Origin of the sequence: Kitasatospora sp. NPDC001540, from assembly GCF_042894345.1 — a bacterium.
GTDB lineage: Bacteria > Actinomycetota > Actinomycetes > Streptomycetales > Streptomycetaceae > Kitasatospora > Kitasatospora phosalacinea_C.
Map to the genome: position 1 here is coordinate 13,242 of NZ_JBIAVO010000033.1, position 21,273 is coordinate 34,514.

Below are 21,273 nucleotides of genomic sequence, written 5' to 3' on the forward strand. Positions count from 1 at the left end.
CTTCCCTTTTCCGGCATTTTCCGGAGGTTTGGCATGGACGTCCCCCCGTCGAGCAGACCGGTGGTGACGCCCGCGCTGATCGAGGCCGCCAAGTCGGGGAACCGCGATGCCTGGGCGGACATCTACCGGTGCTACCACGGTGCCGTGCTGGCGTTCCTGCTGCGCCGCACCGGGAGCCGGCCGCTGGCCGAGGACCTGGCCCAGGACACCTTCGTCCGCGCGATGGCGGGAATCCGCGGTTTCCACTGGACCGGCACGGACCTCGGCGCGTGGGTGTTCACCATCGCCCGCCACGTACTGCTGGACCACGAGAAACGGCGCTCCACCCGCCGGGAGTCGGCGGTGGCCGCGGTGGCCGACCACGACTCCGGGGTGCGGGTGGAGGAGGCGGTGATCGCCGCGGCCGAGGCGGAGCGGGTGGGCGCGGCGCTGTCGGTGCTGAACGAGCGGCAGCGCTCGGTGCTGCGGCTGCGGTACTGGGACGGGCTGAGCTCGGTGGAGATCGCCGACCGGATCGGGCTGCGGGTGGGCGCGGTGAAGACCCTGACGTACCGGGCCCGGCTGAACCTGCGGCGCACGCTGGCGCAGGGGGCGCCGGCCCCGGTCCGGCGGGCGGCGGGGGCGGCGGGTCAGCCGGCGGGCGGGCGCTGCCGGGAGAGCGGCGTGGAGTGCTCCTGGAAGCCGAGGCTGCGGTAGAGCGCCTGGCCGTCCTCGGTGGCGTGCAGGTCGACCCGGGTGGCGCCGCTCGCGTCGAACCAGGCGAGCAGGGCCTCGGTGCAGGCCCGGGCGTGGCCGCGGCCGCGCTGCTCGGGGCGGGTGCAGATGTTGAAGACGAAGCCGAACAGGCCCTCGGGGTGGCCGGGGGCGGGCAGCCGCTGCTCCAGGGTGCCGACGGCGCAGCTGAGCAGCCGTCCGGGGCGCTCCGGGTCGTCGACCACGTAGGCCTGCAACCGGCGCTGCGGCTCGGCGAGTTGCCGGACCAGCAGGTCGGCGGCGGTGCGCTGCCAGGGGCCCGGGCGGGCCTCCCCCTGCATGGCTTCGAACATCAGCGTGCGGAGTTCGACCAGTTCTTCCGCGTCCGCGGGGACGGCCGGGCGTGGGGTGCTCATGCAGCGCAGGGTAGGGCGGGGTGCGGGGCGGGGCGCAACGGGTTTGTCGGGGACAGCGCCTACCCTGGCGGCATGGCAGATCAGCGGGGTCAGCAGGGAGCAGGTCCGCAGGAGTCGCTCGGCTACGAGCAGGCGCGGGACGAACTGCTGCAGGTGGTGCGGCAGTTGGAGACCGGCGGGACGACGCTGGAGGAGTCGCTGGCGCTGTGGGAGCGCGGCGAGGAGCTGGCCAAGGTCTGCCAGCGCTGGCTGGACGGCGCCCGGGCCCGGCTGGACGCGGCGCTGGCCGCGGAGGAGCCCGCCGGGGAGTGAGCCGCGGGCGGTTTGTGACGCACATCACGACGCCCCCCGGGAATGGTTTAAGTTTCACCGAAGTTGGACCCGATCGTGCGGCACACCAGCCGCCGGACCGGACCCCAGTCTCCAGCTTGAGGTAGGACACAGACCATGACCCTGGCACTCGACGCCGCCGCCCAGGACCTGCTCTTCCGTGAGGCCCGCACCGCCAACACCTTCTCGGACGAGCCGGTCAGCGACGAGCAGGTCCAGGCCATCTACGACCTGGTGAAGTACGGCCCGACCGCCTTCAACCAGCAGCCGCTGCGCATCGTCCTGGTCCGCTCCGAGGAGGGCCGCGCCCGCCTCGTCCAGCACATGGCCGAGGGCAACCAGGCCAAGACCGCCTCCGCGCCGCTGGTCGCCATCCTCGCCGCCGACAACGAGTTCCACGAGGAGCTCCCGACGCAGCTGCCGCACTTCCCGCAGGCGAAGGACGTGTTCTTCTCCGAGCGCTCGGTCCGCGAGGCCTCCGCCACCCTGAACGGCGCCCTGCAGGCCGCCTACTTCATCATCGGCGTCCGCGCCGCCGGCCTGGCCGCGGGCCCGATGACCGGCTTCAACGCCGAGGGCATCAACAAGGAGTTCTTCGGCGACGGCGAGCACTCGGTGCTGGCCGTGGTCAACATCGGCAAGCCGGGCGAGGACGCCTGGTTCCCGCGCAGCCCGCGCCTGGCCTACGACGAGGTCGTCACCACCGTCTGAGCCGGTCCGCGGCACCGACGGTCCGCAGCTTGACGGCGAAGGCCCCCACCGGGTTCCGGTGGGGGCCTTCGTGGTGCCGCGCGCCGTCAGTGCAGGGTCTCGGCGAGCTGGGCGAGCTCCTCGTACGAGGCGGTGCCGGTGAGCACCGTGGTGCCGGTGTCCCCGGCCGGGCGGACCAGCGCCCGGTAGCGGTCGCCCTGCACCCGCTGCCACTCCTGGCCCGCCACGGTGACGGTGCCGTCCGGCTGGGCGCCCGGCACGTTCTGCTCCACCACGTCCGCGGACTTGCCGTTGCTCTGCTCGATCGCCGCGTACTGGCCGGAGGCGGTGTTGATGCCCAGGTGCCAGGCGGCGTGGCCCCTGTCGTTCGGGCTGTAGCTCACCGAGGTGGCCTGCCAGCCGTCCGGCAGCCGGTCCGGGCCCAGCAGCGGGTAGGGCGCGGCCCGTTTCGCCGAGGCGAGTTCGACCTGGTACGGCACCGCGTGCACGCCGCCCTTGCCGTCCGCACTGGGGATCGAGAAGTACGCGACCACCACCACGACGCCGACCGCCGCCATCGACAGGACCATGTCCCGTACCGTCTGTCGGCCCCTCTTGCTGCTGTTGCCTGCCACCCGCCCATGGTAGGCGGCGCTTACGCGGGGGCTGCGCACCGGTGTGCCGGTGGGGGGCGGTGGGGGCCCCGGTCCCTGCCGGTAAGGGGTGGAGGAGGCGGGCGCCACAGACACCCGTTCCGCCTGCCGATACGATCGCAGCAACCCTCAATGCAGCACTGGTGACGCTCCGCGTCCCGGTGCTGACTGGCCGTCGCGTACAGAGAGGTAACGACGATGACCACGCAGTACCCGCACCACCTCCCCTCCGCCCTGGAGGTCGCACCGGAAGCGCCCGACCGCAACCTCGCCCTCGAACTGGTCCGGGTCACCGAGGCCGCCGCGATGGCGGCCGGCCGCTGGGTCGGCCGGGGTGACAAGAACGGCGCCGACGGCGCGGCCGTGAAGGCGATGCGCACCCTCGTCTCCACCGTCTCGATGAACGGCATCGTCGTCATCGGCGAGGGCGAGAAGGACGAGGCCCCGATGCTCTACAACGGCGAGCGGGTCGGCGACGGCACCGGCGCCGAGTGCGACGTCGCCGTCGACCCGGTGGACGGCACCACGCTGACCGCCAAGGGCATGAACAACGCCGTCGCGGTCCTCGCGGTCGCCGACCGCGGCACCATGTTCGACCCCAGCGCGGTCTTCTACATGGACAAGCTGGTCTGCGGCCCCGAGGCCGCCGACTACGTCGACATCACCGCCCCGCCCGCGGTCAACATCCGCCGGGTCGCCAAGGCGAAGGGCTCCGCGGTCGAGGACGTCACCGTCGTCGTGCTGGACCGGCCCCGGCACGAGGGCCTGGTCCGGGAGATCCGCGAGGCCGGCGCCCGGATCAAGTTCATCTCGGACGGCGACGTGGCCGGTGCGATCATGGCCGCCCGCGAGGAGACCGGCGTCGACCTGCTGATGGGCGTCGGCGGCACCCCCGAGGGCATCATCGCGGCCTGCGCGATGAAGTGCATGGGCGGCGTCATCCAGGGGCGGCTGTGGCCCAAGGACGCGGCGGAGCGCCAGAAGGCGATCGACGCCGGGCACGACCTGGACCGGGTGCTCACCACGGACGACCTGGTCAGCGGCGAGAACGTGTTCTTCGTCGCCACCGGCATCACCGACGGCGAGCTGCTGCGCGGCGTCCACTACCGCCAGGAGACGGCCACCACCTCGTCGTTGGTCATGCGCTCCAAGAGCGGGACGATCCGGCGGATCGACTCCACCCACAAGCTCGCCAAGCTGCGGGCGTACAGCGCGATCGACTTCGACCGGGCGAACTGAGCGGGAGGGGCGCGGGGAACTGCGCGCAGGGGGCACCTCCCAGCCCCCCTTGGGGCTGGGGGAAGGAGTCGCACGTCAGCGTGGTCGCGGGACGGTGCAGGTGACTGTGCCGCGTCGCGATCCGGCTGGGTGCGCTCGGCTGGCCGCGCAGTTCCCCGCGCCCCTGGTTCCGCGTTCCCTGGCTCCGGTCTTCAGCCGGCTATGCGGGCCGGGACGCGGATCTCCGCTTCGCGGCGACGGCGGCGGGTGAGGACGACGCGGCGCTCGGCGGCGGTCAGGCCGCCCCAGACGCCGTAGGGCTCGGGCTGGGCGAGGGCGTGTTCGCGGCACTCGAGGAGGACGGGGCAGCGGGCGCAGACGCGCTTGGCCTGTTCCTCGCGGGCGAGGCGGGCCGCCGTGGGCTCCTTGGAGGGGGCGAAGAACAGCCCGGCCTCGTCGCTGCGGCAGGCGGCGGAGGTGTGCCAGGGGCTGTCGTCCACGCCCGGCTGGGCCGCCGGGCGGCGGGCGGCGGCGGTGGATTCGATCGGGTGCAGCACGGTAACTCCTGACCAGGCTCAAGGCTCGGGGACGGTCTCGCCTCCTGCCCGACTGCCCCGTGCTCCCTCGCCGTGGCGCCGTCGCCGACCCGCGGGGTCACAGCCGTACAGGAACGATGTGCGAGGGGAACTACCCCGCCGCCCCGCGATTCATGCACACCGCACGCAACCGACTACCCGCTGCACTCGGGACAACGACGAGTGCCGCGGGGCGAGTTGACGCCGCGTCGGGAAGTGCGCAGGTCAGCCGTCGAGCTGGCGGCGGACCCACTCCGTGAGCTTCTTGCCGCGCCGCGGCTTGGCCTCGACGCCGCCGAACACGGCGGCGCCCCTGACCCGGACGACGGGGGCGTAGGGGTCGGCGGAGGTCTGTTCGCGAACTTCGAAGCCGCCGAAGACGCCCGCGCCGCCGCCGTGCAGGCTGACGTTCTCGGGGACCCGGACCTCGACGCCGCCGAACACCGTGACCACCTCGATGACCACCTCGGGGGACTCGAAGACCGCGTCGGTGAGGTCGATCTCGATGCCGCCGAACACGGCCACCGCCTTGAGGTGCGAGCCGACCCGCCAGCGGCCCTTGCGGGAGGCGCCGCCGAAGACCGCGACCATGGTGGGGGACTCGGCCCGGGCCGGGGGCAGCGGGGGCTGCGGGGCGTGGGCCGGGGCCTCCAGCGGGGGCTTGGTGAGGTTGTGCCGGATCGGGCCGGGGTGGCTGGGCAGGTCGCGGGTGAGGGGCTCCAACTCGCCGAAGGTGCGGGCGCTGTAGGCGGCCTCGATGCGTTCGGCGTGCTCGTCGACGGTCAGCCGGCCCTCGGCGTACGCGTCGCGCAGCAGGTCGGCGACGCGTTCGCGGTCGGCGTCGGAGGCGCGCAGTTCGGCGGCCAGGTCGGTTCCGGGGGCCTGGACGGGGGCGTTCTTCGGCAGCGGGGCGGGCAGCGGGCCCCGCGGGTCCTGCTCGGGAGAGTTGTCCACGTCACAAGCCTAGCGAGCCCGCCCCCGCCCCGAACGGCGGTTCGACGCAACGGGCGTGACCCCGGTCACGGAGGCGGACCTGGGCGCGGCGCGAGCGGTGGGTGCGCCTAACCTGGAGGGTGCCTCGTCGACGAAGCCGAAAGAACCGAAGGATCACCCCATGGCCCCAGAGTTCGCCTACCGCGACCTGCTCCCGCTCGGCACGGACACCACTCCGTACCGCAAGCTCACCTCCGAGGGGGTCTCGACCTTCGAGGCGGGCGGTCGCACCTTCCTGCAGGTCGAGCCGGAGGCGCTGCGGCTGCTGACGGCCGAGGCGATGCACGACATCTCGCACTACCTGCGCCCGGCGCACCTGGCGCAGCTGCGCCGGATCCTGGACGACCCGGAGGCCAGCCCGAACGACCGGTTCGTGGCGCTGGACCTGCTGAAGAACGTCAACATCTCGGCGGGCGGCATCCTGCCGATGTGCCAGGACACCGGCACCGCGATCGTGATGGGCAAGCGCGGCCAGAACGTGCTGACCTCCGGCGAGGACGAGTCGGCGATCGCCCGCGGCGTGTTCGACGCGTACACCAAGCTGAACCTGCGGTACTCCCAGATGGCCCCGGTGACCATGTGGGACGAGAAGAACACCGGCAACAACCTGCCGGCCCAGATCGAGCTGTACGCCACCGACGGGGACGCGTACAAGTTCCTGTTCATGGCGAAGGGCGGCGGCTCCGCCAACAAGTCGTACCTGTACCAGGAGACCAAGGCGATCCTCAACGAGGCGTCGATGCTCAACTTCCTGGAGCAGAAGATCCGTTCGCTGGGCACCGCGGCCTGCCCGCCGTACCACCTGGCGATCGTGGTCGGCGGCACCAGCGCCGAGTTCGCCCTGAAGACCGCGAAGTACGCCTCCGCGCACTACCTGGACAACCTGCCCACCGGCGGCGACGCGCGGACCGGGCACGGCTTCCGCGACCTGGAGCTGGAGCAGAAGGTCTTCGAGCTGACCCAGAAGATCGGCATCGGCGCGCAGTTCGGCGGCAAGTACTTCTGCCACGACGTGCGGGTCATCCGGCTGCCGCGGCACGGCGCCTCGCTGCCGGTCGCGATGGCGGTGTCCTGCTCGGCGGACCGCCAGGCGCTCGGCAAGATCACCGCCGAGGGCGTGTTCCTGGAGCAGCTGGAGACCGACCCGGCGAAGTACCTGCCGGAGACCACCGACGAGCACCTGAACGACGACGTGGTGCGGATCGACCTGAACCGCCCGATGTCCGAGGTCCGCGCCGAGCTGTCCAAGTACCCGGTGAAGACCCGGCTCTCGCTCACCGGCACGCTGGTGGTGGCCCGCGACATCGCGCACGCCAAGATCAAGGAGCGCCTGGACGCCGGTCAGGGCATGCCGCAGTACCTGAAGGACCACCCGGTGTACTACGCGGGCCCGGCGAAGACCCCCGAGGGCTTCGCGTCCGGCTCCTTCGGCCCGACCACGGCCGGGCGGATGGACTCCTACGTCGACCAGTTCCAGGCGGCGGGCGGCTCGATGGTGATGCTGGCCAAGGGCAACCGCTCCAAGCAGGTCACCAAGGCGTGCGCCGAGCACGGCGGCTTCTACCTGGGCTCGATCGGCGGCCCGGCGGCCCGGCTGGCGCAGGACTGCATCAAGAAGGTCGAGGTGCTGGAGTACCCGGAGCTCGGCATGGAGGCGGTCTGGCGGATCGAGGTGGAGGACTTCCCGGCGTTCATCGTGGTGGACGACAAGGGCAACGACTTCTTCGCCGAGGTCACCGACGGCCCGCTGATCACCAACCTGCGGGTGCGCTCGGCGCAGTAGCGGTGTCCGTGCACGAAAACGGGACGAGCCCCGGCCGGTGAGGGCCGGGGCTCGTTCTGGTCGTGCGGGGGTGGGTCAGGGGCAGTTGGTCACCAGGCCGAGCGGCTCGAGGTCCTCGCCCGGCTTGTCGGTGGCGGGGACCGGAGCGACCTCCGGAGCGGACTGCTCGGCCAGCGCTTCGAGGGCGTTCTCGATCGCGTTCGGGTCGGCGACGTCGGCGGTGTGCTCGACCGGGGCCGGGATCTGCTCGGCCTCGGGAACGGCGGTGGTGGTCTCGTCGGCCATGGGGCGGGCCGCCTTTCAGCTGAGAGGGTTTCGATCACCCGGACGACTGTCGTTGGGCGCGCGGACAGTATCGTAGGGACCGCTAAATGTCTTATAAACGTTGCACCGCGCATCCGCTTGGTGGACGTTTGCACGGTTCCTCATAAGCTGTCGCCCCCACCCGACCGGCGGAGGCGTGGGGAACAGACGGTTCATCGGCCACAGGGGAGGACATGGAGCATCAGGACACGCGCTCCGCCGCGGCGTTGCGCTTCCAAGTGCTCGGCCCTGTCCAGGCGTGGCGCGGCGACGTGCCGCTGGCCCTCGGATCGCCGCAGCAACAGGCCGTCCTGGTGGCCCTGTTGCTCAGCGAGGGCCGTCCGGTGACCACCGACGACCTGGTGGACGGCATCTGGGGGGACCGCACTCCGCCGCAGGCGGTCGCCGCGCTGCGCACCTACGTCTCCCGGCTGCGCTCGGTGCTGGAGCCCCACCGCGCCGCCCGCACGCCCTCCGAGGTCCTGGTCTCGATGACCGACGGGTACGCGCTGCGGATCCCGGCCGACGCCCTGGACCTGGCCGTCTTCGAGCGGCAGGTCGCCGAGGCGTCCGCCGCCCGGGCCGACGGCGGCCTGCGCCCCGCCCACGACACCCTGGTCGCCGCGCTCGACCTGTGGCGCGGCCGTCCGCTGGCCGGTGTGCCGGGGCCGTACGCCGAGACCCAGCGCGGTCGGCTCTCCGAACGGCAGCTCGCGGTGGCCGAGGAGCGCTGCGCGCTGGCCCTGGAGATCGGCCTGCACGCCGACGTGGTGGCCGAGTTGAACTCGCTGTCCGCCGCGCACCCGCTGCGCGAACGGCTGCGCGAGCTGCTGATGCTGGCGCTGTACCGCAGCGGTCGGCAGGCCGAGTCGCTGGGCGTGTACGCGGACACCCGCAAGCTGCTGATCGACGAACTGGGCGTGGAGCCGGGCAGCGGGCTGTCCACCATGCACGCCCGGATCCTGGCCGGCGACCCGGAACTGCTGGCTCCGTCGGCCGCCCCGCCGAAGGCCGCCGCAGAGCCTCCCCCGTTCGTCCCGCCCGCCCAACTCCCGGCCGACGTCTCGGACTTCAGTGGGCGCAGCAAGCTGGTGAGCGAACTCCGGGACGTGCTGAGGGCGGGTTCCGGCCAAGCCGTCGTGGTGACCTCGCTGGCCGGCATCGGCGGCGTCGGCAAGACCACCCTCGCGGTGCACGTCGCGCACTCGCTGCGGCCGGACTTCCCGGACGGGCAGCTGTACGTGGACCTGCGCGGCGCGGGCGCCTCCCCCGCCGACCCGGCCGTGGTGCTCGGCGACTTCCTGCACGCGCTCGGCGCGCCCGACGCCCCCGACTCGCTGGAGCAGCGCGCCGCGCTGTACCGCTCGCTGCTGGCCGACAAGCGGATGCTGATCCTGCTCGACAACGCCCGCGACGCCGGGCAGTTGCGGCCGCTGATCCCCGGCGTCTCCGGCAACGCGGTGATGGTGACCAGCCGCTCCCGGCTGGCCGAACTGCCCGGCGCGCACCTGGTGGACATCGAGGAGCTGACCCCGGACGAGGCGCTGGCGCTGTTCTCGGCGATCGTCGGAGCCGAGCGGGTCGGCGCCGAGCCGGAGGCCGCGCTGCAGGTGGTGACCTCCTGCGGGTTCCTGCCGCTGGCGGTCCGGATCGCCGCCGCCCGGCTGGCCAGCCGTCCGCGCTGGAGCGTCTCCGACCTGGCCCGGCGGTTAGCGGACCAGCGCAACCGGCTCCAGGAGCTCCAACTCGGCAACCTCGCCGTGGAGACCACCCTGGGGCTCGGTTACGCCCAGCTCCGGCCCGAGGAGGCCCGGGCCTTCCGGCTGCTCGCCCTGGTCGACTCCCCCGACCTGCCGCTGTCGGCCGTCACCGCGCTGCTCGGCACCTCCGAGCAGGAGGCCGAGGACCTGGCGGAGGCCCTGGTCGAGGCCAACATGCTGGAGTGCTTCACCCCCGGCCGGTACCGGTACCACGACCTGCTGCGCCTGTACGCGCAGCGGCAGAACGCCAAGCTGGGGGACGTCGAGCAGCAGCACGCGGCGCTGCTGCGGCTGCTGGACCTGCTGGACGCCACCATGCGGAACGCGCTGCGGGTGATCGAGCCGGACGACCTGTCCGTCGAGCCGCTGCACCGGGCCGACTCCCCGGGCCGGGCGTTCCCCGACAACGACGCCGCCCGCAGTTGGCTGCGCTCGGAGGTCGCGGTCCTGCTGAGCGCCGTCGAGGCGGCCGCCAACGCCCCGATGGACCTGCTGCGTCCGGCGGTGGACATCCTGCAGAGCCTGGTGTCGGTGATCGAGGACCCGACCCTGGCCCCCCGGATCCGAGCCATGCTGCTGGCCGCGGCGACCAGCGTGGCGGCCGACCGGGACCCGGTCGTCCTGGCCGGCGTGCACCACGCGCTCGGGCAGGTCCACCGGGTCGGCGGCGAACTCACCGAAGCCGAGAAGTCGTTGGCCCGCAGCTTGGCCCTGCAACCGACCGACCGGCCCACCGCCCAGCGCCTGACGACCGCCAACGCCCTGGCGATCGTCCTGATCATGGCGGGCCGCCCGGCCGAGGCCCTGCCGTTCTACCAGCAGGCCCAGCTGATGGCGTCCCGGTTGAACGCCCCGATCAGCGAAGCCCGGTTGCTGGGCAACATGGCCCGTTCGTACGTGGGCCTGGACCGGCACGCCGAGGCCGAGGAGTCCGCGCGCGCGGCGGTGGCGGCGGCCCGGGCGTCCGGGAACGTGCCCTGCCTGGCGGACACCCTCTACCAGCTGGGCGTGGTGCTGCGCTCCACCGGCTCGCCCGGCGAGGCGGCGGTGCACCTGCGGGAGGCGCACCAGTTGTACCGGCAGCACCAGCACCCGATCTGGGAGGGCTACTCGCTGGCCCGGCTGGCGGCCTGCCTGCTCGCGGACGGTCAGTTCGCGGCGGCGGCGGAGGCGGCCGAGGAGTCGCTGTCGATCGCCCAGGAGATCGAGGCGGCGTACTGCCAGGGCATGGCGAACGCCGCCCTGGGCGAGGCGCTCCTGGAGCTGGGCCAGCCCTCGCGCGGGCTGGCCTGTCTCCAGGAGGCGCTCACGGTGTTCACCCGGCTCGGTGTGCCCGAGGCCCAGCCCGTGCAGGACCTCATCGCTTCGCGGCACACCGAGCCTTCCCCTCCCCCTCTTCCCCCCGTCGCGCCGTAGGCCCCCGCTCCCCCGTGGTACCCCCCTGGTCCCCCCTGGCGGAAGCCTTCCCCCCGGGAGCGTCGGCGTCCCCGCAGCCCCCCGGCTGCGGGAACGCCTTGACGCTTCCCCGGCGCTGAGAAGACTCTGACAGGTGGCGATTGACGTTCGATAAACGCTCGCGGCAAGGCCGTTGACCGGGCGTCGCCCCAGCTCACGACCCAGGCCGCGGCGCAGGTCACGGCGCAGGTCACGGCGCGGTCCACGCCCCAGGGCACGGCGCGGTTCACGACCCTGGCGCGGGCCGTGGCGCGGTCGCGCCATGCGGCGTGCGGGCCGTTGGCGCGCTACCTGGCGGACCCCGGCGTGCCTCCCCTGGCGGGCGATAAGCGCCCAACGGCGCACGAGTTGGCCGGAAACGGACTCCACGGTGCGGTGATCGCGTTTATTCTCGAAGGCCAGGGTCGGGCGTGGTGTGCGGGCCACGACGGGCAGGGCAGGACGCACGCGGGAGAGGTGCCCAGATCATCGTGACGGACGAACAGACCACTGCCGCCGCCGACGCCGACGGGGCGTCCACGGCAGGTGCGCGCCGGGCCGAACGGGCCCGCCAGGCCGCCGTGTTCGACGCGATCGGGGGCCGCTACCAGGAGGTGTTTCCGGCCAGGACCGGGCAACTCGCGTGCGGCGACTGGCTGCTGTCCGAACTCCCGTCCGGTGCAAGGGTGTTGGACGTGGGCTGCGGGGCCGGCGAGCCGACCGCCCGCCAACTGGCCGCGGGCGGGCTGCGGGTGACCGGCATCGACCTGTCCGAGGGGATGCTGGCGCAGGCCCGGGCGGCCGTCCCGGCGGCGTCCTTCCACCGGATGGACGTCCTGGACCTCGGCCTGGAGAGCGCCGGAACCCTGTGGGGCGCACCGGAGTTGGGCCTCGCGGGGCACGGTTCGCTGGACGCCGCGGCGGCGTTCTTCTCGCTGCTGATGCTGCCCCGCGCGGAGATCGCCGAGACGCTCGGCCGCCTCCGCGCGCTGCTGCGCCCGGGCGGGCTGCTGGCGCTGGGCATGGTCGAGGCGGACCTGGACGACGCGCCGCTGCCGTTCCTGGAGCAGGAGATCCGGGTCAGCGGCTACCTGCGCGAGGACCTGGTGGCCCTGCTGGAGGGCGCCGGGTTCGCGGTGGAGGCGGTGGACAGCCAGTCGTACGCGCCCGCCGGGTCCGCGCAGCCGCCGGAGACCCAGCTGTACCTGCGCTGTCGGCGCACCGGCTGACGCGGCGTCAGCTCCCGTACCCGACACCACACCTGCACAGATCGGGCAGCCCGTGCGCGACCACCTGGAGCCCCTGGCGGGGCAGCCGCCCGCCGTACCCGTCCAGCGGCACCCGCCGCCCGGCGGGGGTGCCCCCGACGCTCCGGCCCCCGACGCTCCGGCCTCCGGCGAGGTGCCCTCCGGCGTGCCGCAGCGGCTGGCGGAGCGGCTGGCCGCCCTGGACCGGGCGGCCCGGCGGATCAACAGCTCGCTGGACCTGACGGCGACCCTGCGCAACCTGGGCCGGGTGCTCGTCCCGGCGGTCGCGGACGCCCTGGTGGTGCTGGTCCGCGACCCGCTGCCGGACGTCGAGCGCGACCCGGGGCCGCCGCGGGCCCTGCGGGTGCGGCACACCTGCGGCACCCGGCTGGGCCGTCGCGCCGGGCTGCGCCCGGTGCTGCCCGGCAGCGCCCTGGAGCACGCCCTGACCCACCGCGCCCCGAGCGGGCCCACCGTGCTGGACGCCGGGCGCGGCGCCCGCGGCGGCCTGGCCGCCGAACTGCTGGGCGCCCGGGCGCTGGGCCGGCTGCCCGCCGGGACGGCGCTGCTGGCGCTGCCGCTGCACGGGCGGCAGGCCGCGCTCGGCATGCTGTTGCTGATCCGCCGCCCGCTGCCGGACGGCGCCCCCGCCGGCTTCGACCCGGCCGACGCCGCGACCGCCGCGCACCTGGCCACCCACGGCGGCCTGGCGGTGGACACCGCGCTGCGCTACACCCGCGAGTGGGAGATCGCCGACCAGTTGCAGCGCTCGATGCTGCCCGCGCACCTGCCGCAGCCGCACGGCGTCCGGCTGGCGCACCGCTACCTGCCGGGCGAGCGCGGCGCGCAGGTCGGCGGCGACTGGTACGACTCGATCCCGCTGCCCGGCAACCGGGTCGCGCTGATCACCGGCGACGTGATGGGCCACTCGCTGACCTCGGCCGCCGTGATGGGCCAGTTGCGCACCTCCGCGCAGACCCTGGCGGGCCTGGACCTGCCGCCGCACGAGGTGCTGTACCACCTCGACGAGCAGGCCCAACGCCTGGGCCGCGAGCACCACTTGGCGACCTGCGTGTACGCGGTGTACGACCCGATCGCGGGCCGGGTGCGGATCGCCAACGCCGGGCACGTGCCGCCGGTGCTGATCGGCCCGGACGGCAGCAGCGAGCTGCTGGAACTGCCCTCGGGCGCGCCGATCGGCGTCGGCGGGGTGGACTTCGCCTCGGTGGAGCTGCCAGCGCCGCCCGGTTCGGCACTGCTGCTGTTCACCGACGGCCTGGTGGAGACCCGCCGCCGCCCGCTGGGCACCGGCCTGGAGCTGCTGCGGGCCCGGCTCGCGGGCGGCCACCGGCTCACCCCCGAGCAGTTGTGCCAGGAGGCGCTGCGGATCCTGCCGCCGGGCGACCGGGCGGACGACATCGCCCTGCTGGCGGCCGCGTTCGACGGCATCCCGGCCGAGGACGTCGCGCACTGGCACCTGCAGCCGCGGCACGAGACGCCGGGCCGGGCGCGTCGGCTGGCCGGGCACGCGCTGCGCCGCTGGGGGCTGGAACACCTCGCGGAGAACTGCGAGTTGATGGTCAGCGAGCTGGTCACCAACGCGATCCAGCACGCCACCCGGCCGGTGACGCTGCGGCTGGTGCGCACTTCGCTGCTGCGCTGCGAGGTCGGCGACGACTCCCCCGCGCTGCCGCGCACCCGCCGGGCCGGGCCGGAGGAGGAGCGCGGGCGCGGCCTGCAGATAGTGGCCCGGTGCGCGGACCGCTGGGGCGCGACCCGGCTGGGCACGGGCAAGGTGGTCTGGTTCGAGCAGCGGCTGGAGCGCGGCCGCTGAGGGCTGCGGATGCCGGGGGCCGCAGCCGCTGAGGGCTGCGGATGCCGGGGGCCGCAGCCGCTGAGGGCCGCGGGGCAGGGTTCAACGCCAGGGGTCGAGGGCGTGCTTGCCGCTGGTCCGGCCCGCTTCGAGGCTCTCCAGGACGGCCGGGCCGTCGGCCAGCGGGTGGACCACCGGCGTGCCGGGCGGGTAGACGCCGTCGGCGATGAGCGTCCCGAGTTCGGCGATCAGCGAGCGGTAAAGGGACGGGACGGCGGCGGCCAGGGCGCCGATGTGCAGGCCCTTGACCTGGACCGGGTGGGTGAAGACCAGGTCGTGCGTGGTCAGGGTGGCGTCGCCCGAGGCGGCGCCGAACACCACGACACGTCCGGTGAAGGGCTTGGTGACCGCCAGGCTGGTCGCGAAGGTGGCCCGCCCCACCGACTCCAGGACCAGGTCGACCCCGCCGGTCAGGCGGGTGACCTCGGCGGCCAGGTCGGAACGCCGGCCGTCCAGGACCTCGTCGGCGCCGAGCGCCCGGACGGTGTCGTGCTTCGCCGGGGAGGCCGTGGCGACCACCCGCGCGCCGTAGTGGCGGGCCAGGCGGACGGCGGCCTGCCCCACGCCGCCGGCCGCGGCGTGGACGAGCACCGTCTCACCGGACCGGATCCCGCCCAGCGGCTTCAGGGCGGCCAGCGCGGTCGCCCAGTTCAGCACCAGGCCGAGCGCTTCGGCGTCGCTCCAGCCGTCCGGCACGGGGAGCGCCCCGGCCGCCGACACCGTCGCGTACTGCGCGAACGCGCCCGGGCCGGTGCCGACGACGTGGGTGCCGGGCGGGAACGGCTCGGCGACGCCCTCCCCGACGGCCACGATCTCGCCGGCCGCTTCGAAGCCCGCGACGTAGGGCGCCCGCGGGCCGCCCCCGTAGGTGCCGCGGGTCTGCATGACGTCCGCGAAGTTGACCCCGGCGGCGCCCACCCGGATCAGGTACTCGCCGGGCCCCGGCACGGGGCGCGGGCGGCCGGTGGTGAGGGTGAGGTCCCGGGGGCCCAGGTGCGAGCGCTGGACCAGGGCCCGGACCGTCCGTTCATCGGTGCTGTGCTGCTCGTCGGTCTCCATGCGCCGACGGTAGGACCTTGACGCTTGCGTCAAGGTCAAGCGGCGGGCGCGGGTCGGTGCCGGGCGCCGCCCGGAGGTAGGCGTCGAGCGCCGCGTGCTGCTCGCTGAGGAGGGCGATCCGCGCGGCGAGCCGGTCCCGGTGGGCGCGCACCTCGCGCAGGAACTCCTCGTCCACCGCCCCGGCGTTTCCGGGGTCGGCGGGGTCGGGCAGGGCCTCCCTGATCAGCCGCACGGGCAGCCCGGACTCCAGCAGCGAGCGGATGGCGAGCACCCGGTCGATGGTGGACCGGCAGTAGTCGCGGAACCCGTTGTCGAACCGGCCCGGGACGATCAGCCCCTCGTCCTCGTAGTACCGCAGCGACCTCGCGCTCACGCCGCTGGCTCGCGCGGCCTCCCCGATCCTCATGCCCGTACCCAACGCCGGGGGGCGCCGCGATCTTCCGCAGCACGGGCCGACGTCCCGCCAACCACCTTCTGCGCAGTGCCGGTTGGCCGGTTCATCCGGGGAACCCCGAGGCTCCGTCGACGAGTCGGTCGAGCGCGTCGAGGACGTCCGGGCCCAGCACCGCGAGCGCCAGCGGGCGGCTGCGGCGCAGGGCGAGGACGGTGCGCAGCACGTCGGCGTGGTGGATCTCGCGCAGCGCGGCGGCGTACTCGGCGGCCGCGGCGGGGGTGGCGGCGGACCGCCAGGCCAGCAGCAGGGCCTTGACCACGGCGAACATCATCCGGCGGCCGCGGACGAGTTCGGGCCGCTCGTTGAGGCCGAACACCTCGATGGTGGCCTCGCCGCGGACGGTCAGCGGGTCGTACGCGCCGGAGTCCAGGTAGAGCCGCAGGTGGTCGGCCGGGTCCTCGCGGCAGGGGTCGACCAGCAGGCCGTCGCCGGTGGCCGGGTCGCGCGGGAAGCGGTCGCGCTTGCGGTTGCTGTTGCAGTGGGCGCAGGCCAGCAGGTGGTTCTGCCAGTCGAAGGTGCGCAGCGGGGCCTGGGCGATCGGTTCGAAGTGGTCGATGTCGGTGCCCAGGTTGTCGCCGCAGTACATGCAGCGTTCCAGGCCGGGCGCCATCTGCCGCAGCATCAGCCGCAGTTGGGCCTTGGGGCGGACGGCGCGGCGCCAGGCGGCACGCCCGGTGGCGGTGTTGGGGCCGTCGGCGCGTATCCGGTCGGTGGCGCGGGCGAGTTCGGCGGCCAGCCGGGGCTGGAGCGGTGGCCGCTGGAGCGGGATCACCCGTCCCTGCCGAGCAGCCGGGCGGTGACCTCGTCGACCCGGGCGGTCAGCGAGCTGTTCAGCTTGGCGCCCAGTTCGCGGTACTCGGCGAGTTCGGCGTCGGTGGCCTGCCCGGCGTACAGCTTGCGCTCCAGGCGCACCAGCAGTCGGCGCTCGGCCTCGGCGGCGGGCGAGTAGGCGCTGGGCAGCGCGAACAGTTCGGACAGCGCGGTGTCCTCGCCGCTGCCGTACAGCACCCGCTGCCGGAGTTCCTCGTCGAGCCGGTACGGGGCGCGGTCCTCGTCCGGTCCGGGCAGCCGGACGAGGGCGCCGGGGTCGGCGGCCTGGCAGACGTACGGGCTGTGGGTGGTGACCAGGAACTGGGCGTGCGGGAAGCGCCCGGTGAGCCAGGGGCCGATCCGCTGCTGCCAGAGCGGGTGCAGGTGCCGGTCGACGTCGTCCAGCAGCACCGGGCCCGGGGTGGCGGGGGCGGCGGCGAGCTGGCTGACCAGGCGGGCCAACCCGGCGGTGCCGTCGCCGAGTTCGTCCAGCGGGAGTTCCAGGTCGCCGCGGGCGACGTACTGCCGTTCCGGGTCGCTGACCCGCCAGCCGGGGGGCAGCACCTCGGCGGCCAGTTCGGCGTCCAGCGGGGTGCGGCGGCCCAGGGCGGGCAGCGGGTGGTGGGCGCGCGCGGGGCCCGGCGGGTCGCCGACCCGCCAGCGCGGGGCCGGGTCGGCCCGGACCCAGCCGTCGGCGCCCCAGCGGGCGGCGGGGCCGGGGGGCAGCGCGCCGAGCGCCATCGCGAGCACCCGCAGCAGGGTGCTCTTCCCGCTGCCGTTCGGCCCGGCGAAGACCGTCCACCCCGGGCCGGGCGGGATCGTCAGGTCGACCTCCCGCGCACCGGTGAAGCACTTCACTCCGGACACCCTGATCCGCGACACGTACACCGGACCACCCCCTCGGAGCGGTTATGCCCACGCCCCGGCCCGCCCATCCGCCCGGCCGGGACGAGCAGGTGACGCGGCGTCAACTCGGCCGCGCGCACCCGCCATCGCCCGTTCGAGCGAACCGGGCCGTCCGGCGGCTCCGACGGCTCCGACGGCTCCGACGGCTCGGGCGGCTCAGGCCGCGAGCCGGACCGGCAGGCCCCGCAGGGCCTCGCGGAGGGCGGCGGCGAAGCGGGTGTACTCGGCGGTGCGGGCGGAGCCGGGGCGGTGGGCGAGGCCGATCCGGCGACCGGGGGCGGGGTGGGCGAAGCGGACGGCGGCGAGGCGGTCGGTGCGTCCGGCCTCGACGTCGAGGGCGGTGGCGGGCAGCAGGGTGACGCCGAGGCCGCCGGCCACCAGCTGGACCAGGGTGGAGAGCCCGGCGGCCCGGGTGCTGCCCCCGGCCGGTTCGGCGCCGACCTCGCGGCAGATGTCGAGCGCCTGGTCGCGCAGGCAGTGCCCCTCCTCCAGCAGCAGCACGTCCAGGTCGAGCAGCGCGTCCCGGGGGACGTCGACCCGTCCGGCGAGGTCGTGCTCGGGCGGCACGACCAGCACGAAGTCCTCGTCGAACAGCGGGATCTCGGCCACCGGCAGCGCCCCGCCCGCGGGCAGCGCCAGCAGCAGCAGGTCGAGCCGGCCGTCGGCCAGGCCGCCGAGCAGCGAGGGGGTGCGCTCCTCGTGGACGTGCAGTTCGAGGTCGGGGTAGGCGTCGCGGACCAGCCGCAGCACGGCGGGCAGCAGGTACGGTGCGACGGTGGGGATCACCCCGAGGTGCAGCGGCCCGGTGAACGGGCGGCGGGCGGCCTCGGCCTCCTCGGTGAGCGCGTGCAGCGCGGACAGCACCCGGCGGGAGTGCTCGGCGATCCGCTCCCCGAGCGGGGTGATCACGACCCGGCGGGTGGTGCGCTCGACGAGCTGCGCGCCGAGCGACTCCTCCAGCGCGGCGACCGCCCCGGACAGCGCGGACTGGCTGGTGCCGATCGCGGCCGCGGCGTCCCGGAAGTGCCGGTGCTCGGCGACCGCGGCGAAGGCCCGCAACTGGGAGACGGTGGGGGTGCGGGGCGCGCTGGGCTTCACGGGGGTGGTGCTTCCTGCCGGTCGACGGGGGTGCTCCGTTCCAGTCTGCCGCACTGATCGGACTTGCCTATCGCGGCTCGCGGCAGAACCGATTTCACTGATCAGTGGTGATGTGCGACGCTGGGAAATGTCCGCAATCCGGACAACCCTCGTCCCAAACCTTGGAGAAGCGAACGTGCTGACGATCGGTGACAAGTTCCCCGAGTACGAACTCAACGCCTGCGTGGACCTCGACGCCGCCAACGCCTTCGCCGAGATCAACCACAAGTCCTACGAGGGCAAGTGGCGTGTCGTGTTCTTCTGGCCGATGGACTTCACGTTCGTCTGCCCGACCGAGATCGCCGCCTTCGGCAAGCTGAACGAGGAGTTCGCCGACCGCGACGCCCAGATCCTCGGCGTCTCCGGCGACTCCGAGTACGTCCACCACGCCTGGCGCAAGGACCACAAGGACCTGCGCGACCTGCCCTTCCCGATGCTCGCCGACGTCAAGCACGACCTGATGCGGGCCTGCGGCGTCGAGGGCGCGGACGGCACCGCCCAGCGCGCGGTGTTCATCGTCGACCCGAACAACGAGATCCAGTTCGTCATGGTGACCGCCGGCTCCGTCGGCCGGAACCCCAAGGAGGTGCTGCGGGTCCTCGACGCCCTGCAGACCGACGAGCTGTGCCCGTGCAACTGGACCAAGGGCGAGGACACCCTCGACGCCCAGGCCCTGCTGGCCGGCTGACCGATGGCGCTCGACGAACTCAAGGCCGCCCTGCCGGACTACGCCAAGGACCTCAAGCTCAACCTCGGCTCGGTGATCGGCAACTCCGACCTGCCGCAGCAGCAGCTCTGGGGCACCGTCCTCGCCTGCGCGATGGCCACCCGCTCCCCGATCGTGCTGCGCGAGCTGGAGCCCGAGGCCAGGGCCAACCTGAAGCCCGAGGCCTACGAGGCCGCCAAGGGCGCGGCCGCGATCATGGCGATGAACAACGTCTACTACCGGACGCTGCACCTGCTCTCCGACAAGGAGTACGGGACGATGCGGGCCGGTCTGCGGATGAACATCATCGGCAACCCGGGCGTCGACAAGGTCGACTTCGAGCTGTGGTCCTTCGCCGTCTCGGCGATCAACGGCTGCGGCCAGTGCCTCGACTCGCACGAGGGCGTGCTGCGCAAGGCGGGCGTCGAACGCGAGGTGATCCAGGCCGCGGTGAAGATCGCCGCGACCGTCCAGGCCGTCGCCGCGGTGCTGGACGCGGAGGCGCAGCTTCCCCGCTGAGCACGCCGAACACGCTGAACGAAAGGTCCGCCCCGGGAGGGGGTTCTCTCCCGGGGCGGACCTTTCGTTCACGGACGCCTCCCGGCGGGGGGCGCTACTGCTTCCGGGCGGCCTCGATGGCCTGGAAGACCTCCTGCCCCGCCGCGTTGCGCTGGCGGAGGTGGCCGGTGACGGTGTTGGTGACCGCGATCAGCGGGACGGCGACGATCGCGCCGGGGATGCCGCCGATGATCGAGCCGGCGGCGACGCCGAGGACCACGCCGAGCGGGTGGACCCGGACGGCGCGGCCGAGGATGAGGGGCTGCAGGATGTGGCCCTCCAACTGCTGGACGCCGATCAGGATGACCAGCACCACCAGGGCCTTGCCGACGCTGGCGGTGGCGACCAGGGCGATCAGCACCGCGATGGTGCCGGTGACCAGGGCGCCGACCAGCGGCACGAACGCGCCCAGGAAGATGATCACCGCGAGCGGGAGCGCCATCGGCACGCCGACCAGGCTGATCCCGATGCCGATGCAGAGCGCGTCGATGAAGGCGACGGTGACGGTGCCGCGGACGTACGCCGTCAGGGTGGCCCAGGCCTTGGGGCCCGCGCCCGCCATCGCGTAGCGGGAGTGCCGGGGCAGTCCGCGCAGCACCCAGCTCCAGATCCGGGCGCCGTCGTAGAGCAGGAAGAAGGTGGTGAACGCGGTGAGCACCACGCCGGTGAGCAGTTCGACGGCGATGGTGACACCGGTGAAGCCGGCCGAGGTGAGCGCCTCGGAGTTCTTGCCGATGGCGGTGGTGATCTGGTTGGTGAAGTTGTTGAGCTGGTCCGGGGTGAGGTGGAAGGGGCCGTTGAGCAGCCAGTCGCGCAACTGCCGGACGCCGTCCTGGACCTGGGTGGTGACCGAGTCGAGGTTGCTGGAGACCTGCCAGAACACGAACCAGCCGACCAGGCCGATGCTGGCCAGTCCGGCCAGGAAGGTGACGACGGCGGCCACCGAGCGGGGGACGCCGTGCCGACGCAGCCAGGAGACGGTGGGTTCGAGCAGCGCGGAGATCAGCAGGGCGGCGACGGCGGAGAAGGCGACCAGCTTGAGGGTGTCGACGACCCGGAAGACCACGTAGAGGGCGACGCCGAGCAGCAGCAGCCGCCAGGTCGACTCGGCGGCGACCCGCAGGGTCCAGGGCACGGCGTCGACGGGGTTGGCGGGGCGGCCGAGCGGGGCGCTGGGGAGCGGGTGCTCGGGGGTGCCGAGCGGGAGGCCGTGCTCGGGGGTGCGCGGGGCGGGGACGGTGTCGTCGGTGCGCACGGCCCCTCCTTCCGGTGGTGCGGCCGGTGCGTCCGCCGATCCGCCCGCGTGCTCGGCGAGTTGACGGACCGTCTGCTCGGCGGTGCGCAGGGCGACCAGTTCGGCGGCGAGCTCGACGGCCTGTTCGTTGGCGAGGACGTGCGCCTCGGCGGAGATGGCCGCGCGGCGGCGGCGTTCGGCGGCGGCGAACAGGCCGGCCGCGACCGCTCCCATCTTGGCGAGGCCGCGCCAGCGGCCGCCGCCCGTCTCTTCCGTCACTGCCGGTCTCCCCCGTGTCGTCTGTCCGTGCCGTCTGCTCGGGGCCGCGGATCGCGCGGCCGTCGGTGAGGAACGCTACCCGCCGGTGGGGCGCCCGGTCTCGGGGGTGCCTCGGCGAACGGCCGGGTGATTCCGGCAATTCGCCAGCTTTCCGGAGGTTTC

The 21,273-nt window shown here is 73.9% G+C and carries 21 protein-coding genes; 10 read left to right on the top strand and 11 right to left on the bottom strand.

The window, feature by feature from the left end; all coding sequences use genetic code 11:
* The first annotated feature begins 33 nt into the window (after window positions 1-33).
* Window positions 34-696 (top strand): RNA polymerase sigma factor, encoded by a 663-nt coding sequence (locus tag ACFY00_RS29710; RefSeq protein ID WP_388034952.1) that lies wholly within the window; start codon window positions 34-36, stop codon window positions 694-696.
* Here the strand turns inward: ACFY00_RS29710 and ACFY00_RS29715 are convergent.
* On the bottom strand, window positions 630-1,109 hold the full coding sequence (locus ACFY00_RS29715; RefSeq protein WP_388034955.1) for a GNAT family N-acetyltransferase: 480 nt from the start codon (window positions 1,107-1,109) through the stop codon (window positions 630-632). The genes ACFY00_RS29710 and ACFY00_RS29715 overlap by 67 nt on opposite strands.
* Before the next feature lie 72 nt (window positions 1,110-1,181).
* Here ACFY00_RS29715 and ACFY00_RS29720 point away from each other — a divergent pair, with 72 nt between their 5' ends.
* Together ACFY00_RS29720 and ACFY00_RS29725 are read left to right on the top strand one after the other, a co-directional pair.
* Window positions 1,182-1,421 carry an exodeoxyribonuclease VII small subunit gene (locus ACFY00_RS29720; RefSeq protein ID WP_285734479.1) on the top strand — a complete coding sequence of 80 codons (240 nt, stop codon included), beginning with the start codon at window positions 1,182-1,184 and terminating at the stop codon, window positions 1,419-1,421.
* Between the two features lie 135 nt (window positions 1,422-1,556).
* Window positions 1,557-2,150 (top strand): malonic semialdehyde reductase, encoded by a 594-nt coding sequence (locus ACFY00_RS29725; RefSeq protein WP_388034957.1) that lies wholly within the window; start codon window positions 1,557-1,559, stop codon window positions 2,148-2,150.
* Between the two features lie 86 nt (window positions 2,151-2,236).
* On the opposite strand, the gene ACFY00_RS29730 is transcribed toward ACFY00_RS29725, so the two are convergent.
* Entirely contained in the window at window positions 2,237-2,764 is a 528-nt protein-coding gene (locus ACFY00_RS29730) for a DUF4245 domain-containing protein (RefSeq protein ID WP_388034960.1), read from the bottom strand.
* 216 nt (window positions 2,765-2,980) lie between these two features.
* On the opposite strand from ACFY00_RS29730, the gene glpX reads away from it, so the two are divergent.
* Window positions 2,981-4,021: a class II fructose-bisphosphatase gene (gene glpX, locus ACFY00_RS29735; protein ID WP_388034962.1), complete on the top strand. Its 1,041-nt coding sequence runs from the start codon at window positions 2,981-2,983 to the stop codon at window positions 4,019-4,021.
* A gap of 191 nt (window positions 4,022-4,212) precedes the next feature.
* Here the strand turns inward: glpX and ACFY00_RS29740 are convergent, their stop codons facing one another.
* Together ACFY00_RS29740 and ACFY00_RS29745 are read right to left on the bottom strand one after the other, a co-directional pair.
* On the bottom strand, window positions 4,213-4,554 hold the full coding sequence (locus tag ACFY00_RS29740; RefSeq protein WP_388035110.1) for a WhiB family transcriptional regulator: 342 nt from the start codon (window positions 4,552-4,554) through the stop codon (window positions 4,213-4,215).
* A 246-nt stretch (window positions 4,555-4,800) separates the two neighbouring features.
* The gene (locus ACFY00_RS29745; RefSeq protein WP_388034965.1) at window positions 4,801-5,529 is read right to left on the bottom strand and encodes a DUF1707 domain-containing protein; all 729 of its coding nucleotides are present in this window, start codon (window positions 5,527-5,529) and stop codon (window positions 4,801-4,803) included.
* A gap of 160 nt (window positions 5,530-5,689) precedes the next feature.
* On the opposite strand from ACFY00_RS29745, the gene ACFY00_RS29750 reads away from it, so the two are divergent.
* Complete coding sequence (locus ACFY00_RS29750) at window positions 5,690-7,351, top strand: fumarate hydratase (protein ID WP_285734474.1); 1,662 nt, start codon at window positions 5,690-5,692, stop codon at window positions 7,349-7,351.
* A 75-nt stretch (window positions 7,352-7,426) separates the two neighbouring features.
* Here the strand turns inward: ACFY00_RS29750 and ACFY00_RS29755 are convergent, their stop codons facing one another.
* On the bottom strand, window positions 7,427-7,636 hold the full coding sequence (locus ACFY00_RS29755) for a hypothetical protein (protein ID WP_388034968.1): 210 nt from the start codon (window positions 7,634-7,636) through the stop codon (window positions 7,427-7,429).
* A gap of 212 nt (window positions 7,637-7,848) precedes the next feature.
* Between ACFY00_RS29755 and ACFY00_RS29760 the strand changes: the two genes are divergently transcribed.
* From ACFY00_RS29760 to ACFY00_RS29770, 3 genes are all read left to right on the top strand, one after another.
* On the top strand, window positions 7,849-10,830 hold the full coding sequence (locus ACFY00_RS29760; RefSeq protein WP_388034970.1) for a BTAD domain-containing putative transcriptional regulator: 2,982 nt from the start codon (window positions 7,849-7,851) through the stop codon (window positions 10,828-10,830).
* Window positions 10,831-11,339: 509 nt separating this feature from the next.
* Window positions 11,340-12,077, top strand: coding sequence for a class I SAM-dependent methyltransferase (locus ACFY00_RS29765; protein ID WP_388034972.1), 738 nt, complete (start codon window positions 11,340-11,342; stop codon window positions 12,075-12,077).
* A 52-nt stretch (window positions 12,078-12,129) separates the two neighbouring features.
* Window positions 12,130-13,929, top strand: a complete 1,800-nt coding sequence (locus ACFY00_RS29770; protein ID WP_388034975.1) for a SpoIIE family protein phosphatase — start codon at window positions 12,130-12,132, stop codon at window positions 13,927-13,929.
* Between the two features lie 81 nt (window positions 13,930-14,010).
* Here the strand turns inward: ACFY00_RS29770 and ACFY00_RS29775 are convergent, their stop codons facing one another.
* The 5 genes from ACFY00_RS29775 to ACFY00_RS29795 all read right to left on the bottom strand — a co-directional run bounded on the left by ACFY00_RS29775 (window position 14,011) and on the right by ACFY00_RS29795 (window position 18,295).
* Complete coding sequence (locus tag ACFY00_RS29775) at window positions 14,011-15,027, bottom strand: NADPH:quinone oxidoreductase family protein (protein ID WP_388034978.1); 1,017 nt, start codon at window positions 15,025-15,027, stop codon at window positions 14,011-14,013.
* Window positions 14,996-15,433 carry a MerR family transcriptional regulator gene (locus ACFY00_RS29780; protein WP_388034980.1) on the bottom strand — a complete coding sequence of 146 codons (438 nt, stop codon included), beginning with the start codon at window positions 15,431-15,433 and terminating at the stop codon, window positions 14,996-14,998. Before ACFY00_RS29780 ends, ACFY00_RS29775 begins: the two co-directional genes overlap by 32 nt.
* Before the next feature lie 91 nt (window positions 15,434-15,524).
* On the bottom strand, window positions 15,525-16,253 hold the full coding sequence (locus ACFY00_RS29785) for an HNH endonuclease (protein ID WP_388034983.1): 729 nt from the start codon (window positions 16,251-16,253) through the stop codon (window positions 15,525-15,527).
* Entirely contained in the window at window positions 16,250-17,179 is a 930-nt protein-coding gene (locus tag ACFY00_RS29790) for an AAA family ATPase (RefSeq protein ID WP_388034986.1), read from the bottom strand. The genes ACFY00_RS29785 and ACFY00_RS29790 overlap by 4 nt, the downstream gene beginning before the upstream one ends.
* Before the next feature lie 174 nt (window positions 17,180-17,353).
* Window positions 17,354-18,295, bottom strand: coding sequence for a LysR substrate-binding domain-containing protein (locus tag ACFY00_RS29795; RefSeq protein WP_388034989.1), 942 nt, complete (start codon window positions 18,293-18,295; stop codon window positions 17,354-17,356).
* 175 nt (window positions 18,296-18,470) lie between these two features.
* Here ACFY00_RS29795 and ACFY00_RS29800 point away from each other — a divergent pair, with 175 nt between their 5' ends.
* Window positions 18,471-19,022 carry a peroxiredoxin gene (locus ACFY00_RS29800; RefSeq protein ID WP_388034992.1) on the top strand — a complete coding sequence of 184 codons (552 nt, stop codon included), beginning with the start codon at window positions 18,471-18,473 and terminating at the stop codon, window positions 19,020-19,022.
* 3 nt (window positions 19,023-19,025) lie between these two features.
* Window positions 19,026-19,559, top strand: a complete 534-nt coding sequence (locus ACFY00_RS29805; protein ID WP_388034994.1) for an alkyl hydroperoxide reductase — start codon at window positions 19,026-19,028, stop codon at window positions 19,557-19,559.
* 94 nt (window positions 19,560-19,653) lie between these two features.
* On the opposite strand, the gene ACFY00_RS29810 is transcribed toward ACFY00_RS29805, so the two are convergent.
* Complete coding sequence (locus ACFY00_RS29810) at window positions 19,654-21,111, bottom strand: AI-2E family transporter (RefSeq protein ID WP_388034997.1); 1,458 nt, start codon at window positions 21,109-21,111, stop codon at window positions 19,654-19,656.
* Window positions 21,112-21,273 lie beyond the last annotated feature (162 nt).